This is a genomic window from Muricauda brasiliensis (assembly GCF_003057865.1).
Classification (GTDB): Bacteria; Bacteroidota; Bacteroidia; order Flavobacteriales; family Flavobacteriaceae; genus Flagellimonas; species Flagellimonas chongwuensis.
Genome location: NZ_QBTW01000001.1, coordinates 385257 through 399524, shown reverse-complemented (window position 1 = coordinate 399524; position 14268 = coordinate 385257). Strand labels below are relative to the sequence as shown.

The window sequence follows — 14268 nt, the reverse complement described above, 5'->3', positions numbered from 1 at the left end:
CAAAATGGTAAAATTATTTTGAATGGCCATTTTTGACCTGAGTGTGGTATTCTTTTGGTGTGATATTGTACTTTTCCTTAAAGAGCTTGGAAAGATAGCTTCTGGAATTTATCCCTACCTTATAACTTATTTCAGTAATGTTCATATCGGTATTTTCCAGATATTCTTTGGTCTTTTCAATCCTGTAATTTCGGATGTATTCGTTTACCGATGCATTGTAAAGCCGTTTGAACCCAAGCTGTAATGTGGTTTGGTTTAGTCCCACTCTTTTTGCCAAACTGACAATATTGTCCATTCTGTTGAGTTCATCATGGATTATTTCCGCAGCTTTTTCAATTTTGGCCAAGGTGGCCTGCCTTAGTATTTTATGTTCCCCAGACCCGTTCAGATCATCTAGATATTGTTGTAACTGATGTGAAAGTATTTCATATGCCTTGCCTTCCTGATATACAGTCTTCATAAAATCAGTTAGATCACACTCTGTAAATTCTTCCATAAACTTTGCAATTTCCAGACTGTAATGGGACTTGTGATAAAACAGTTGGGTACCGTTCAGGTCACGGAAGAGATCCATCAAATCTGTATTCATTTCGGAAAGAAATTCACTGATCTTATCCTCAAAAAGTTTCCTGTTGATCTCCAAACTATAAACACAAATGGGTTGATTGGCAGGAAAACGGAATATATGGTTGTTGTGTGGCGTGCTCGATAAAATAGCGTTCTCCAATCGTTGTATTTCATGCTCACCATCGGTTCCTTCAAACTTATGCAGAATTGGGCACTCTCTGTTAAAAATCAATTTTAAAGGGTGTACCAATCCTTTTTTTAATTCCAGTACCAGCTCTTTTTTTAGGCGGAAATCAAATTCCAAAACACCCACTCCGTTTTCAAAACAAGTACCCTTAATAAATCCGGAACCCAATTTGGACGGTAACCGTATACAGTGTTCGTTGTTTTCTTCCTCGACCCCTATTTTAAGATTATCGGCCAGGTCGTTGATGAATTCTTTGGTGTCCGTATCACGTATTTCAAATGTAACGCTCATTGCTATAATCTGTATGGCTAGGCTATGGCCGGGCTATTATCAACTTGTAAAAAGAAGATTGCCAAAGACACTATTATTTAGTTTTAAACTGTTAATTACGTATATTTTTCAATTATGTGCCAATTTTATTTTTTAAATGGGTCAAGAATGTTAGTTTCTGTGTCAACTAAAATAGTTGTATTTTCTCATATTTGATGAAAATGACATGAGGTATGGAAAATGAAAACGCAAAACATGAAAAGGATTATATAAAAGCATATCAGGAAAAGGGATATACTGCCAATTTTAGGTTCGAGGAAGGAAAATTGATTGCTTCCGATTCCAAAACAACCTATTCACCGAATGACATCCATATTGTTGCTGATCATCGTTATGAAGGAATGAGCAACCCTTCGGATATGTCGATTTTATATGTTTTGGAAACCAATGATGGAAAAAAGGGTACCCATTTATTAGGGTATGGCCCCAATGCCGATCTGGATGCTGCTGAATTCTTCAAGGCTATCCCTGAAGAGAATGTTTCCGATAAGGCAAGCATTGATTTCTAAACCCCTCATTTAACTATAATAGTGTATCATCAAAACCTTCCCATAATACGTTACCATACTTACACTACTTATTTTTCTTCTAAAATGTATGGTGTGAACATTAGTTCCGATGAACAGATGTATTTTCAGTAAACATAGTGTATTAAATTATTAAATAGGACTTCAAGACATCTTCCCTCCCTCTATACGGTAAGTTCAATATTGGCCAAAAACACCGCAATTGTGTTAAATAATTATTTAAATTTAGTCTATACTTGCAATGGCTTGCCCTGGCCTTAAAGAGACTTTGCCAAATTATGCAAGAGAAAGATGAAAATTAGTGTCAAATATGATTTAAATATCACTTGTAAAACCATTTTAAAGGAGCAATTGGATAAATTGAATATTCCTCACGTGCTTCATGGTACAGGTGAGATAGAGATAAAGCGGGCAATTTCCGATGAAGAGATGCAGGAATTGTTCAATAATTTGAATGCATATGGTATTTATGTCCTGAACGACCAGAAAACAGCCTTGGTGCAACGAATAAAAAATACCATAAACGAAATGTTGGAAGATGATCGGTTGAAATCGCAAAAGGTTTCCGAGTATCTTGCCGATAAATTGAACTATTCCTATACCTATCTCTCCAATCTTTTTTCTGAAACAACCTATACATCAATAGAGAATTTTGTGATTCTCAGAAAAGTTGACCATGCCAAAGACCTTATGGCCGACACCGACCTAACATTAACAGAAATAGCCTATCGTTTAAACTATAGTAGTGTAGCGCACTTGTCCGGACAGTTTAAGAAAATAACGGGATTGACACCTACCAAGTTTCAAGAAATATTGGAAAGACGAAGGGGTACTAGAATACAACAAACTATATGAATAAAATTCCTGCCAATTCAGGCAAACAGATTTTAAATGTAGCCCTTGCCGATGATGATGAGGACGACCGCTTGTTTTTCCAAGAAGCTATTGAGGATATTTCCATCCGGACAAAACTATCATTATTGAGCGATGGACAGGAATTGATGGACTATCTGAACCTTCCGAACATTATTCTACCGAATTTGATTTTTTTGGACTTGAACATGCCCATAAAAAATGGAATGCAGTGTTTAAAGGAGATTCGTTCAAATCCAAAACTCAATGATGTGTGCATTGCCATATATTCAACTTCATGTTCCGAAAACGATATTGAGGAAACTTTTGTCAATGGAGCCAATGTTTATTTGAACAAGCCCAATAACTTTAGTAAATTGAGGGATTCCATAGAGAAGGTTTTGCAGATCAATTGGCAGTACCATACCTCTAACCTCAATCGGGATAATTTTTTGTTGCGATTGTGATCAAAATTGAGCAGCATATGTTTTAATTATATGCTACTTATAATAAAACCTTAAAATAGGTTACTGCAACTACTAATGGATTTTAAGATTTTTCGTCGCATAGCCCAATCACCCGTAGTGGACAGAATCGCCTTGGCATTGGCCATAGTATTGCTTCTTTTTATTACCACCGTATTGTTCAAACAGATAAGGGATTTGGAGGTTTCCGCAGAGATGGTATCCCATTCCTTAACGGTGGACAAAGAAGTAAATAAGTTGTTCACCCAATATGACTTGATGGAGTCTGCAGAGTTCAGATCTGTGATTTTAAAGGATTCAACTTTTGAAGAATCATACATAGACCATAAGTTGCAGAATGATAGAACCTTTGATAGGTTGTATGGACTGGTCAAGGAGATGCCCTACCATCGGAGAAATTTGGATACGGTCTCAAAGTTAAAGGATAGCCTACATACGACCCTGACTGCATTACACGGTAAGGTAAAACCAATGGAGGCAGATTCAACCGCCATGGTGTATGTGGAGAGAGCAGCTTCCATCCTAAAAAAGCTTAGGGGATTCAAGAGGAATATGCTGGCGAATAACGAGAACTTTCTTCAGGACAAATTGGTGACCTATAGGAGGCTTACCTTTCTTACGCCGCTAACCACATTGTTCCTTGCCCTGTTTTCCATTGTTATGTTCACTATAGCATTTTTCAGGTTACGGAGGCATAAAAATAAAATTCAAACCTCTGAGGCTTTGTTGCAGAACATTGTTCAGAGTACCGATAACATCATGAACTATTATGAGCCCATTTACGATTCCAATGCAAAGGTAATCGATTTTAGGGTAGCCTTTGCCAATATATGCAACAGGGACTATTTGAACCTAGAACCAGATGAACTTCTCGGAAAGCCGATAACCGAGGTTTTTCCGTTTATTCTCAAGAACAACGAACTGCATCGAATGATAGATTGTTTTCTTGAAAACAAGACCATAGATTTCGAACGTCAGGTTACTGTGGAGGGCCAACAATTTTGGTTCCACACCTTTGTTAGGGCAATGGATGGGGGAATATTGGAAGTAGTGCGAAACAATACAGAGGAGTACAATGCCAAGGAAAAACTACTAAGGGCCAACCAAGAACTGGAAGTTCAGAACTTTATTATGTCCGAGGCCAAGAAGGTGGCAAAAATTGGAAGTTATACATGGTATTTAGATACAGGGGAGGCAGAAATATCCGAAAACTACTACCGAATATTGGGGTGCGAACCAAACGAGTTTAAACCATCACTGGAACGATACAGGAGTTTTGTGCATCCGGACGATTTGAAGCAATATGATGAATACGGGGAATGGCATAGGGCAAAAAAAGAACCACGGGACCATACATACAGAATCATATCTAAAAGCGGAGAAGTAAAACACATACGTACCAAGGGCCAGTTTATACAAAAGGATGGTAGAACTGTAATGATCGGTGTAGTACAGGACGTATCCGACCAGATAGCTGCAGAAAATACATTGCGGATAAAGAATTTTGAACTAGAGCGTAGCAATGTGGAGCTGGAGTCATTCAATAGGGTGGTAAGCCATGATTTACAGGAGCCCTTGCGAAAAATCCAAATGTTTATATCCCGTATTGATGGGGAGGAAAAAAATAAATTGTCCGAGAGGGGAAGAGTATATTTTGATAGAATAGACAAAGTAGCGGCCAGGATGCAATCCTTGATCCGTAACCTATTGAACTATTCTCGAATAGATAGTACCCACGATGATTTTGAGGTAGTCGACCTGAACAGTGTTATGAAAAAGGTCAGCGAAGAAAATGCAGAACGTATTAAGGCTGAGGATGCAGAAATTGTTTGGGATAATCTGCCCATGGTACATGGAGTAGGCTTCCAACTTGAGCAACTTTTCGGCAATTTGGTGTCCAATTCCTTAAAATATCGAAATCCCAAAGTGGCTCCCAAGATAAGGGTTGCATCTGAAATGGTTGGCAATGACCAGATTGCTGAAGAGTTCTTGAAACCTTCCAAATATTGCTTTAAAATAACTTTTTCCGATAATGGGATAGGCTTCGATGACACCAATGCAAAGAAAATATTTGAAGTGTTTCAACGTCTTCACTCCAAAAACCAATATTCCGGCACGGGCATAGGATTGGCCATTTGTAAAAAAATAGTCGAAAACCACCATGGCTATATCCAAGCCTCAGGTGAGAAAGGCAAAGGCTGCGTTTTTACCATCTACCTGCCTGTTTAGTCTGAAACACATTCAAAAACTCTATCAAAAAACTTGTTTAAGAGCTTTTTAACACTATTTCCGGGCATATCAAAAAGTTCTATAACAGAATCCAAAAGTTGTATAAAATAGTTTGTGGCTTGGTTGATGATCTTTACAAAACAAGATTTTTCATTATCAATCAGTAATAGAAAAAAACAACCTAAAACACAATAAGCCATGAAAACGATATCCCTAAAAACAGCAAAAATCCATCAAGTATTCGAACAATTGCAAGCAGATTTTGCAGGTAACCTAACACATGATGCGGAGGAGCATATTCTCGAAATAGACAATCCATTAGGGCAAGGTCTCATAAAAGGCATTTCTTTTAAAGGAGGCATATCCTACATGGAGTTTGACATGGAATTCACGGAAGATGTTATGTTAGTGGCCAGTTCTACCCAATATACCCCAATTTGTTTTGCCTATTGCTCACAAGGTCAAGTGTCGCACAGCTTTGGACCCAATGGCGAAAGACATGAATTGGAAAATTTTCAGACAGGTATCCTAACAAGCAAAACGTTACAGGACAATGTTCTCTATTTTGAGAAGGACATGCGCCTTAAAATGATACTTGTTATTGTGAGTCCTACCAAAAGAGCGGGAAACGAAAATCATTTAAACCATGAGCTACAAAAACTGTTCTTTAAGAATAATGTTGTGGACAATTTTGCATACATAGGTTCTTACAACCTAAAAGTAGCGGAAAAGGTACGTCAAATAAACACCGTATCCGTGACCGGAATTGCAAGAAAACTAATGATTGAAGGATTGGTGCATTTAATCTTGGCCCTAGAGATTCAGCAGCATTCCGATGACCTTAAGAATGCGACGGTACAAGAATCTTCATTGACCAAAAAGGAAAGAGAGGTTGTAAGGGAATTGTCCGTCTTTATCAACAACTATCCCGAAAAACAACTATCTGTAGCATATCTCTGTAAAAAAGGAGGTTTATCGCCTTCCAAATTGCAAGAGGGCTTTAAAATGATGCACGGAACCACGGTAACGGACTATATAAGGGATGTTAGGGTACGATTGGCAGAGAATCTAATCAAGACCACCGATATGAACATCTCCGAGGTTGTTTACAGCATTGGTTTTATCAGTAGAAGTTATTTTTCAAAAATCTTTAAAGCAAAATATAACTGTAGTCCCAAAGAGTATAAGGACAAACAGAGAAGCTTTGCTATTTCAGCATAAAATAATTACAACATTAATGTTGTATCTCTATATATTCATAACATAACTATGTTATCCATTTATTATTAAAGTATCCTTGCGGGACTTATTACCATTAAAAAAAGCTCTCTTTACGAGAGCTTTTTTCTTAACCTACTAACAGTTATTTTTATTATTCTTTATTCTGCTGTTTTTTAATAGTATTCTCATCAATATCAAATTTGTTCGTATCGATATTGGTGTTACCAGTAGGGTTTGTTGGATTATTCTGTTTTACTTTTCGTTTAAATTTTCTTTTATCTGCAATACTCATAACTATTTTTTTAAAGGTTAAAAATTCATTTGGATAGTACCGCTTCCCAGTACCGTTCATCATTAATATAAAGCACAGACGACGGACTTTTTGACGTTACTGATTGAAAGATTGCCGTATATGGTGGATGTATGTCGGCAAAATCATGAATGTGAACACATTGAATCGAGAATGGGAATATCGCGATTTAATTGATTACGTCCAACATCTTATCTAAAGAGCAAAGCCAACAGTTGTATTTCGGTTAGATTTATGAAATTATCCATATACAATGACCAAACTAAAGTTTAGGATGATGGTCGGAGCAAGGCCAGTAAAAGAAAATATGATAAAAACACTTTTTGGCCGGATGATATAACTGAATCAATAATACATAAAAACAAAAACTATGAACAAGAGAAATTATATGAAGAATGAGGAAGGCCTCCGAAAAGTACGGACTTTGATAGATGAACAGAAAACTGTGATGATGGCCAGTAATTTAAATACCATACCATTTTCGGTATGCCCGATGACCGTTCAACAAATGGATGAAAAAGGAGATCTTTGGTTCTTTGTTTCCAAGGATAGTGGACTTTTTATGGATATCGAGGAAGACAACCGTGTTCAGATAATCTATAACGATGATAACAAGCAGCAATACTTGTCCATTTTTGGAAATGCCACACATATTATATCCGAACAAAAAAAAGAAGAATTATGGAACCATCATTTGCTCAATTGGTTCGAAGGTAAGGAAGACCCCGACCTTACACTTATTAGTGTTAATATGGAAAATGCCTTTTTTTGGGATAACGAGAACAGTAAGTTAGTACCTTTCTTTAATGCCGAGGAAAGCAATGTGTCCTCCAGTTCCGGTGAAAAAGGATTTGTGAACTTATAGAACGTATATTCGGATGCCAAGATCAAACCATAAGTTTGATTCTAGGTAAAAAAAAGGTCGGTAGAAATACCGACCTTTTTTGATAGCTATGTGTTACATCCTATTGAAAAGGAACATATTCAAATTTCTGCCCACCGATAGAGGCATCTGCCATAAGTCCCGCTTTAGGCATGGCAAATACGACCACGCCATCGTCATAATCTGCGTTTTTGGAAACTCCGGATTTTACAGCAATGGCAGAAAGGTCGCCCGAAAAAGCATAGCTTCCGGTTTTAAACTCGTTTAAAGCGTCTTCTGTTTCAAAAAAGATAACTTCGGTCAAAGCCTGGCCTCCTGCTTGGAGCCCGACATCAATCTTTTTCATGTCGGCCATTCCTACTTTCTTCCCGTTCTCATATACCACTCCGTTTCCCGAAGCACCTCCTAAGATAAATCCACCTTCACCAACATTTGGGAAAATTACATACCCTGTGGATGTCTCAAAGAACTTTTTAAGTCCAGCATCTTTTGCAATGAGCTGTTTTTTAGCCTTTTTGGCATCTTCAATAATTTGTTTGTCCTTGCTGTTTTGGGCAAAAGTTCCGAAAGCAACTAAAAAAGCTGCCAATACGGTTATTGTTTTCAAAGTTTTCATAATGTGTTTTTTTATTAATATTTCATTTAAAATAAAACTGGAAACATCCAGCTCTTGTTACCGTTTCAAGGTACTGGAGATTGAAAGGGAATAGTTGCTTTTTCCAAGAAAAAATTGATTCATTTCTAATTGATTAACAGTAGTTTATATGTTCATTTGAATCAAGATAATTTTCGAACGGATAACAACCATGTTCAAGAGAAAGACATATTATTTTTCTGTAGAATCCTAAAAAACAAAATGATGAAAAAGTATGGTTTATTGCTCGCATTATCCATTTTGATGGCTCTTGCCACTTCCTGCCGGGAAAAAAAATTGAATCACCCAAAACAGGGAGAGGAGCTAAGGGAGGTCAAAGAAAGTCAAACCGAAAGAATGGAAAAGTACAAGGAGTGGTCCGAATCCGATAAAGCAACAGATAGTACCGCCATAAAGACTGATTCCACGAATCAAGACTCCATTGATTAAATGGCAACCTGTTTACCCCAAAAAGTGGTTGTTACGCTTTATGCCGTGCTGTTTGTTTTATTGATTAGAGGAGACTATTTCCCCAGTATCATTACGTTTGGAGACTTTACTGGCAACAATACTGATGATGAAAATCTGTGTCACGTGAAAAAGCATCAACGGCAATAAAATTATCCCTATCGAAAAAGAAGCGGGAAACAAGATACTCGAGAAAACGGTTCCATGTACCAAGGATTTTTTGGTGCCGCAAAACTGTGCTGTAATGGTGTCCTCTGTAGAAAACTTAAGTAGTTTGGAAGCCCGGCCTATGACAAAGTAAATCAAGAAGAATAGGACAAGTACACCTGAGTAGATTAGGACCAGTTGCTCCAATTTCACCGAGTCAAATATTCCATCTTCAAAAGAGTGCACAAAACTTTTATATATGATCAATAGAATCACCAACTTATCAAAAAGGGTCAGATAACCATTATATCGTGTAGCAAACCCGCCCAAATATCGATGTAGTAACAATCCAAGAAATACGGGTAATAGAATCTGTAATATCAAACTGGTATAGACATCCAATAGGCTAAAATCACCTGATTGATGTTCCAAGAAAATGCCCATCCACAGTGGCGTTACCACAATGCCGATCAATCCTGATATGCTTGCATTGAAAATTGCCGCAGGAATATTCCCCTTTGCAATGGAAACCATCACCACCGAGGAGGAAACGGTAGAGGGGAGTGCGGCCATAAACAAGAAGGCAAGCCAGATATGTAAATAATCACTCGACTTGAACAGTGGGTAGAAAATAATCACCAATAATGGGAAAATTAGGAAAACGAAGGATTGCACCATAATGTGCAAACGCCAATTTTTTAATCCGTGCCTTATTTTTTCGGGATTGAGTTTTAGTCCATAAAAAAAGAAAATGAGCGATATCCCGATTCCTGAAATAGTATCTAAGGGAACTGCACTTTCCCTATTGGCAAGACCAGGGAAAAAGTAGGCTAGTAGTATTGCGAGGATTATACCTACCACAAATTTGTCAATTTTGATCAATCTTTTCATACGTTCTCTTTGGAATGCCGGCTATTGATGCTTGTTTTTTAATGGTTGGTTTCAGTATACGTTATAAAGAAGGAAAGCTATTCATGGCCAAAAAACTACAATGAAGATGATGTTTTGGCAATTACGGCATTTTCGTTAATGTCCTTCATAATCTCAGCGAACAATCTTGCCGATTTTATACGGTCATCGCTATCATACATCATGGAAGAGACAATTACTTCATCGACCTGGGTTTGCCCAATAAATTTTTCTACCTGCTTTTTTACGGTTTCCTTGCTTCCAACAAAACTGTAGCGAGTCATTTGCATAATGGCAGGATGCTGTCGTACCTCCTGTAAACTAGTGCTCATCTCCGTAGGAGGTTCTATAAACTGCGTTTGCGTGCCGGACAATATATTTATGACCATTCTTAGAGCCGAAGTGTATAAACGCTCGGCTTCCTCATCCGTATCGGCGACCACTGCATTGATCCCAGCAATAACGTAAGGTTTTTGCAAGGCTTCGGAAGGTTGAAACTGGTCTCTGTAAATTTCAAGCGCATTGAAGAGCTGTGCCGTGGCAAAATGACTCGCAAAGGCATAGGGTAATCCTTTTTGGGCGGCCAATCGGGCGCTACTGGTACTTGAGCCTAAAATATAAATGGGTACATCCATTCCCTCGGCCAGCGGAACCCTAATTTTTGAATCTTTGTTGGAGGGCGAAAAATACTGTTGAATCTGTTCAATATCTTTTGGAAACGAATGGGTGGCCTCTATAAACCCTGTATTTATGGCTCTCGCGGTAGGCTGGTCGGTCCCTGGAGCCCTTCCCAGGCCAAGGTCAATACGGTTTGGAAATAAATTGGCCAAGGTGCCAAAGCGTTCGGAAACCACAAAAGGGGAGTGGTTGGGTAGCATTACTCCACCAGAACCTAAACGTAAGGATGTGGTGGCCTGCGCCACGTGTCCAATCAATATTTCGGGAGAACTACTGGTGATAGCGGGCATATTATGATGTTCGGCAAACCACATTCTTTCATAGCCCAACCCTTCCGCTTTTTGGGCCAATGCCACCGTATTTTTATATACTTGGTTAATGGTGCTTCCTTTTGGGAGAACAGCCAATTCTAAAATAGAATACGCAATTTTTTTTGAATCCATATATTTATATGTATCGATATATTTTTGAAATAAAAATTATAGCTTTTTGAGTGATGACAAATAACTTTCCATAACCTCATGGTTTAGGGTATAAAAGTAGAACCTACCTTCTTTTTGGGGCTCTATCAAATCGGCATCTACCAATTTTTTTATGTGATGGCTTACGGATGGCTGCGATAGGTTCAAAGAGGCGGTGATAGTACTGCATTCCAGTTTGCCATCGCAAGACTGGATGGCCTGGACAATTTTTAAGCGATTAACATCACTGAGCGCTTTCGAAATCCGTTCTATTTGTTTTAAGTTCAAAATGCTATAATATATTGAAACATGTAAATGTATCAATAAGTTGAAAAGCAACAAACCTTAGTTAAGGTTTTTAGTATAAAAATAACTTTTGGTGAAGACAATAGGCTAATCCAAACAATGATAAAACAATCCGAGATACCAATGAAAAACTATCCTATTGCCTCCTTTTTCTTTCCAAAAGATGGTGGGGAAATTATTTTATACCAATTTCATTTTAAGGGGATCCCAGTGCATAATCTTCTTATCAAAATAGCTGGTATTGCAGGCTAGGGCAGGTGCAGCGGCCCTAAAACCAAACTCCGCGTCTTCCACCACCTTTTTACCGTCTCTTATGGCATCAAAGAAATTGGTAAAATGATCTAAATGGTCGCTATAGCCATCTGGCGCTTTGTGGATAACGTCGCCTTTTGGATGTCTTTTTTGCTGTGCTTCCGTCCATTTGGCGTTATATTCGGCCTTCATGCGCTCTTGCATAGCTTCCGGAAAGGTGAATACGGAATCGTATCCTCCAAAACCTGGAGCCTCGGGCATTTTGCTGTAACTGACAATAATATCATTACGGTCTATGGTGATGGTGCCTTCGGAGCCTATCAATTGGATAACTTCTTGACCTCCCGTACCACTGATAAAGTTTACCCGTAGGTTTAATTGAAACGCCGGGTGCTCTTCGCTTTTTGGGTATTGCATTACACCGGACATCACATCGGGCATGTTCCTACCATCGTTCCAATAGCTGAACTGTCCGGTACTGTAGATATCTTCCGGTCCTTTGGAATTAGTGATGAAATGTGTGCCGCTCAATAAATGAATGTAGAGGTCACCGGCCACACCTGTTCCAAATTCTTTATATGCTCTCCACCAGAAGAATTTTTTTGCATCGAACTCCATTTTTTCCGTAACCTCTGTGAATGTATCCCAATCTGTGGTTTCCGCACTGGCATCATCCGGGATGGTGTATTCCCAAGACCCTATGGAACTTTGGCGGTCCCAGGCAGCTTGTACCATATTTAGGTCGCCAATTTCACCGGCCGCCAAAAGCTCTTTGGCCTTTGCATAGCCCACGCTGCTCACTCGTTGGCTCCCCACCTGAAAAACTTTACCGGATTTGTCCGCGGCTTTCATCATTGGGTAACCTTCCTCAATTTTGTGCATCATCGGTTTTTCCAAGTAAATGTGCTTGCCTTTGGCAAGGGCATCCAATGTAATTTGGGAGTGCCATACATCGGTAGTACAGATAAGAACGGCATCAATATCTTCCTTGTCCAAAAGGTCCTTGTAGCTTCTAGTGACAAATAGGTCCTTTCCGAACTCTTCTTGGGCCCGTACCAATCTACTTTTATAAATATCGCAGATACCGGCAAGTTCAACACCGGGAACCTGTAGGGCAGTTCTTAGATCAAAATGGCCCTGTACACCGTATCCGATAACACCGATTCGTACCGTATCGTTATTGGAAAATGTTCGGTCATATCTTAAAATGCGTTCCTCAGCTTTAGCCTTTGCCGCAAAGGATGCAAATGGTGTGGCTGCTGAGGCCAAAGTTGTGGCCCCGATTTGCCGTAAAAATTTTCGTCGTTTGTTTTGATTGTTGTTTTTCATGTGCTTTGATAATTAGAGGTTTTTTAGTTGACGGAATAGCTTACAAAGGCCAATTTTTTGCTGTCTGGACTCCAAGAGGGGACATTTATGGTGCCTTGTCCACCAAAGAAAACCGGTGTAATATCCTTTATGTCCTTTGTTTCAACGTTCATCAACCTTAGTTTGACCTGCTTTCCAAATAGATGGTTTTGTTTTTGGTCAGAAGTGTATGCAATATACACAATCCATTTTCCATCAGGAGATGGGTGCGGGAACCAATTTGAGTTTTCGTCAAAGGTCAACTGCTCCTGTTTTTTGCCATTGGTGTTCATGCGCCATATCTGCATATGACCAGATTTGTAGGAGTTGTAGTAGATGTACTTTCCATCGGGCGAATAGTCCGGGCCATCGTCCAAACCTTCGGCCGTGGTCAATCTTTTTTCTTTGCCGCCATCAACGCTTATGGAATACACATCGTAATTACCGTTTCGCTCGGCACAATAGGCCAATCGTTTTCCATCGGGCGACCAACCGTGCCAAAAGGACATTACTTCCGAGGTGACCCTTCTAGGTTTACCACCTTCAATAGACAGCACATAAATAGCCGACTTATAAGCCTTTGGCGAGGGGTCGTTTACATCGTTGTGGCTAATGGCCAACCATTGGTTGTCTGGGGAAATTCCATGATCGTTATTGCTCTGGTCGGCAAAATCGGTGTCCAATTGTTGTAAATCCTTTGTCTCGAGGTCCAAGGTGTACAATTTCCCTTTGCTGTTAACAATCAAATAATTATCAGGATGCCAGTTAGGTGCTTCAAAGTGATTGTTTATAGTGAGAACCGTCTCTATTCTACCGGTTTCAATATCCACTGTTTGAATATAACTGGTGGTGTCGATTTTGTTTTCTGGTGGATGATTGTAAAAGTGGTTCGACTGTCCTACCAACTTCCAATCGCCATCAAATTTTTCCAAAAACCGTACTTCATTGGAAAGGGTCTCCTTACCATCTGTACCGACCAAAACTTCATCGTGTGCTACCCAGGCAATATTTTTGTCAATTCGCATTTTGTGATTGGTATGGAAGGCAAACCCGCCCTTGCCCAGCATTTCCGATGGTGGGTCTATAATCGTTTTTGTGGGAACATCGATTGTACGTCCATCCGCAGTGGATACCAATATACGGCTGTAAGGTCGCTCCCTCCAACAATCGGCATGGGCCTCCTTGTCGCCCATACGCCAGGTAAGCCCTTCTTTTTCAAGTAGCTTGATGATGGCAATGGAATCGTTCTGGGCATAGATGGATGAACAGAGGAAAAGTCCAAGAAAAAACAGGGAATACTTTTGGAACAGATGCAGTATATTGCCCAAAGTGTATTCCTGAAGTTGAAAAAAGTGCTTCATGATTACTTTGTTTAGTTTTGTGTGCATGATAAATATACATTTTATTTTCTAAATAAAAGATAATAGGTTTAAATTGTGATAGTGTAGCATCGTTATGCCGCATAACTAATAGTA

Annotated in this window: 15 protein-coding genes; 7 read left to right on the top strand and 8 right to left on the bottom strand. The window is 39.1% G+C overall.

Going from position 1 to position 14268, the window contains the following annotated elements:
* Window positions 1-13: 13 nt before the first annotated feature.
* Window positions 14-1045, bottom strand: a complete 1032-nt coding sequence (locus tag DCK90_RS01585; protein WP_108244410.1) for a helix-turn-helix transcriptional regulator — start codon at window positions 1043-1045, stop codon at window positions 14-16.
* Between the two features lie 212 nt (window positions 1046-1257).
* Between DCK90_RS01585 and DCK90_RS01580 the strand changes: the two genes are divergently transcribed.
* The 5 genes from DCK90_RS01580 (at window position 1258) to DCK90_RS01555 (ending at window position 6398) form a co-directional block, all read left to right on the top strand.
* Window positions 1258-1593, top strand: coding sequence for a hypothetical protein (locus DCK90_RS01580; protein WP_108244409.1), 336 nt, complete (start codon window positions 1258-1260; stop codon window positions 1591-1593).
* A gap of 309 nt (window positions 1594-1902) precedes the next feature.
* A complete protein-coding gene (locus tag DCK90_RS01575) occupies window positions 1903-2466 on the top strand; it encodes a helix-turn-helix domain-containing protein (RefSeq protein ID WP_108244408.1) in 564 nt (187 codons plus the stop codon).
* Complete coding sequence (locus DCK90_RS01570) at window positions 2463-2930, top strand: response regulator (protein WP_108244407.1); 468 nt, start codon at window positions 2463-2465, stop codon at window positions 2928-2930. The genes DCK90_RS01575 and DCK90_RS01570 overlap by 4 nt, the downstream gene beginning before the upstream one ends.
* 75 nt (window positions 2931-3005) lie before the next feature.
* Window positions 3006-5177, top strand: a complete 2172-nt coding sequence (locus tag DCK90_RS01565; RefSeq protein WP_108244406.1) for an ATP-binding protein — start codon at window positions 3006-3008, stop codon at window positions 5175-5177.
* Between the two features lie 198 nt (window positions 5178-5375).
* Window positions 5376-6398 carry a helix-turn-helix domain-containing protein gene (locus DCK90_RS01555; protein WP_108244404.1) on the top strand — a complete coding sequence of 341 codons (1023 nt, stop codon included), beginning with the start codon at window positions 5376-5378 and terminating at the stop codon, window positions 6396-6398.
* Window positions 6399-6549: 151 nt separating this feature from the next.
* Here DCK90_RS01555 and DCK90_RS17035 read toward each other — a convergent pair whose 3' ends face one another.
* A complete protein-coding gene (locus tag DCK90_RS17035; RefSeq protein ID WP_176621058.1) occupies window positions 6550-6690 on the bottom strand; it encodes a hypothetical protein in 141 nt (46 codons plus the stop codon).
* Window positions 6691-7078: 388 nt separating this feature from the next.
* On the opposite strand from DCK90_RS17035, the gene DCK90_RS01545 reads away from it, so the two are divergent.
* Window positions 7079-7573, top strand: coding sequence for a pyridoxamine 5'-phosphate oxidase family protein (locus DCK90_RS01545; RefSeq protein ID WP_108244402.1), 495 nt, complete (start codon window positions 7079-7081; stop codon window positions 7571-7573).
* A 100-nt stretch (window positions 7574-7673) separates the two neighbouring features.
* Here DCK90_RS01545 and DCK90_RS01540 read toward each other — a convergent pair whose 3' ends face one another.
* Window positions 7674-8207, bottom strand: coding sequence for a lipid-binding SYLF domain-containing protein (locus DCK90_RS01540; RefSeq protein ID WP_108244401.1), 534 nt, complete (start codon window positions 8205-8207; stop codon window positions 7674-7676).
* Window positions 8208-8447: 240 nt separating this feature from the next.
* Between DCK90_RS01540 and DCK90_RS01535 the strand changes: the two genes are divergently transcribed.
* On the top strand, window positions 8448-8675 hold the full coding sequence (locus DCK90_RS01535) for a hypothetical protein (RefSeq protein ID WP_159075729.1): 228 nt from the start codon (window positions 8448-8450) through the stop codon (window positions 8673-8675).
* A 57-nt stretch (window positions 8676-8732) separates the two neighbouring features.
* Here the strand turns inward: DCK90_RS01535 and DCK90_RS01530 are convergent, their stop codons facing one another.
* The 5 genes from DCK90_RS01530 to DCK90_RS01510 form a co-directional block, all read right to left on the bottom strand.
* Window positions 8733-9731: a bile acid:sodium symporter family protein gene (locus tag DCK90_RS01530; RefSeq protein WP_108244399.1), complete on the bottom strand. Its 999-nt coding sequence runs from the start codon at window positions 9729-9731 to the stop codon at window positions 8733-8735.
* A 95-nt stretch (window positions 9732-9826) separates the two neighbouring features.
* Window positions 9827-10870, bottom strand: coding sequence for an LLM class flavin-dependent oxidoreductase (locus tag DCK90_RS01525; RefSeq protein WP_108244398.1), 1044 nt, complete (start codon window positions 10868-10870; stop codon window positions 9827-9829).
* Window positions 10871-10906: 36 nt separating this feature from the next.
* Window positions 10907-11176, bottom strand: a complete 270-nt coding sequence (locus DCK90_RS01520; protein WP_108244459.1) for an ArsR/SmtB family transcription factor — start codon at window positions 11174-11176, stop codon at window positions 10907-10909.
* A 198-nt stretch (window positions 11177-11374) separates the two neighbouring features.
* Window positions 11375-12775, bottom strand: coding sequence for a Gfo/Idh/MocA family protein (locus DCK90_RS01515; protein WP_108244397.1), 1401 nt, complete (start codon window positions 12773-12775; stop codon window positions 11375-11377).
* 23 nt (window positions 12776-12798) lie between these two features.
* Window positions 12799-14154, bottom strand: a complete 1356-nt coding sequence (locus DCK90_RS01510) for a TolB family protein (protein WP_108244458.1) — start codon at window positions 14152-14154, stop codon at window positions 12799-12801.
* Window positions 14155-14268: the final 114 nt, after the last annotated feature.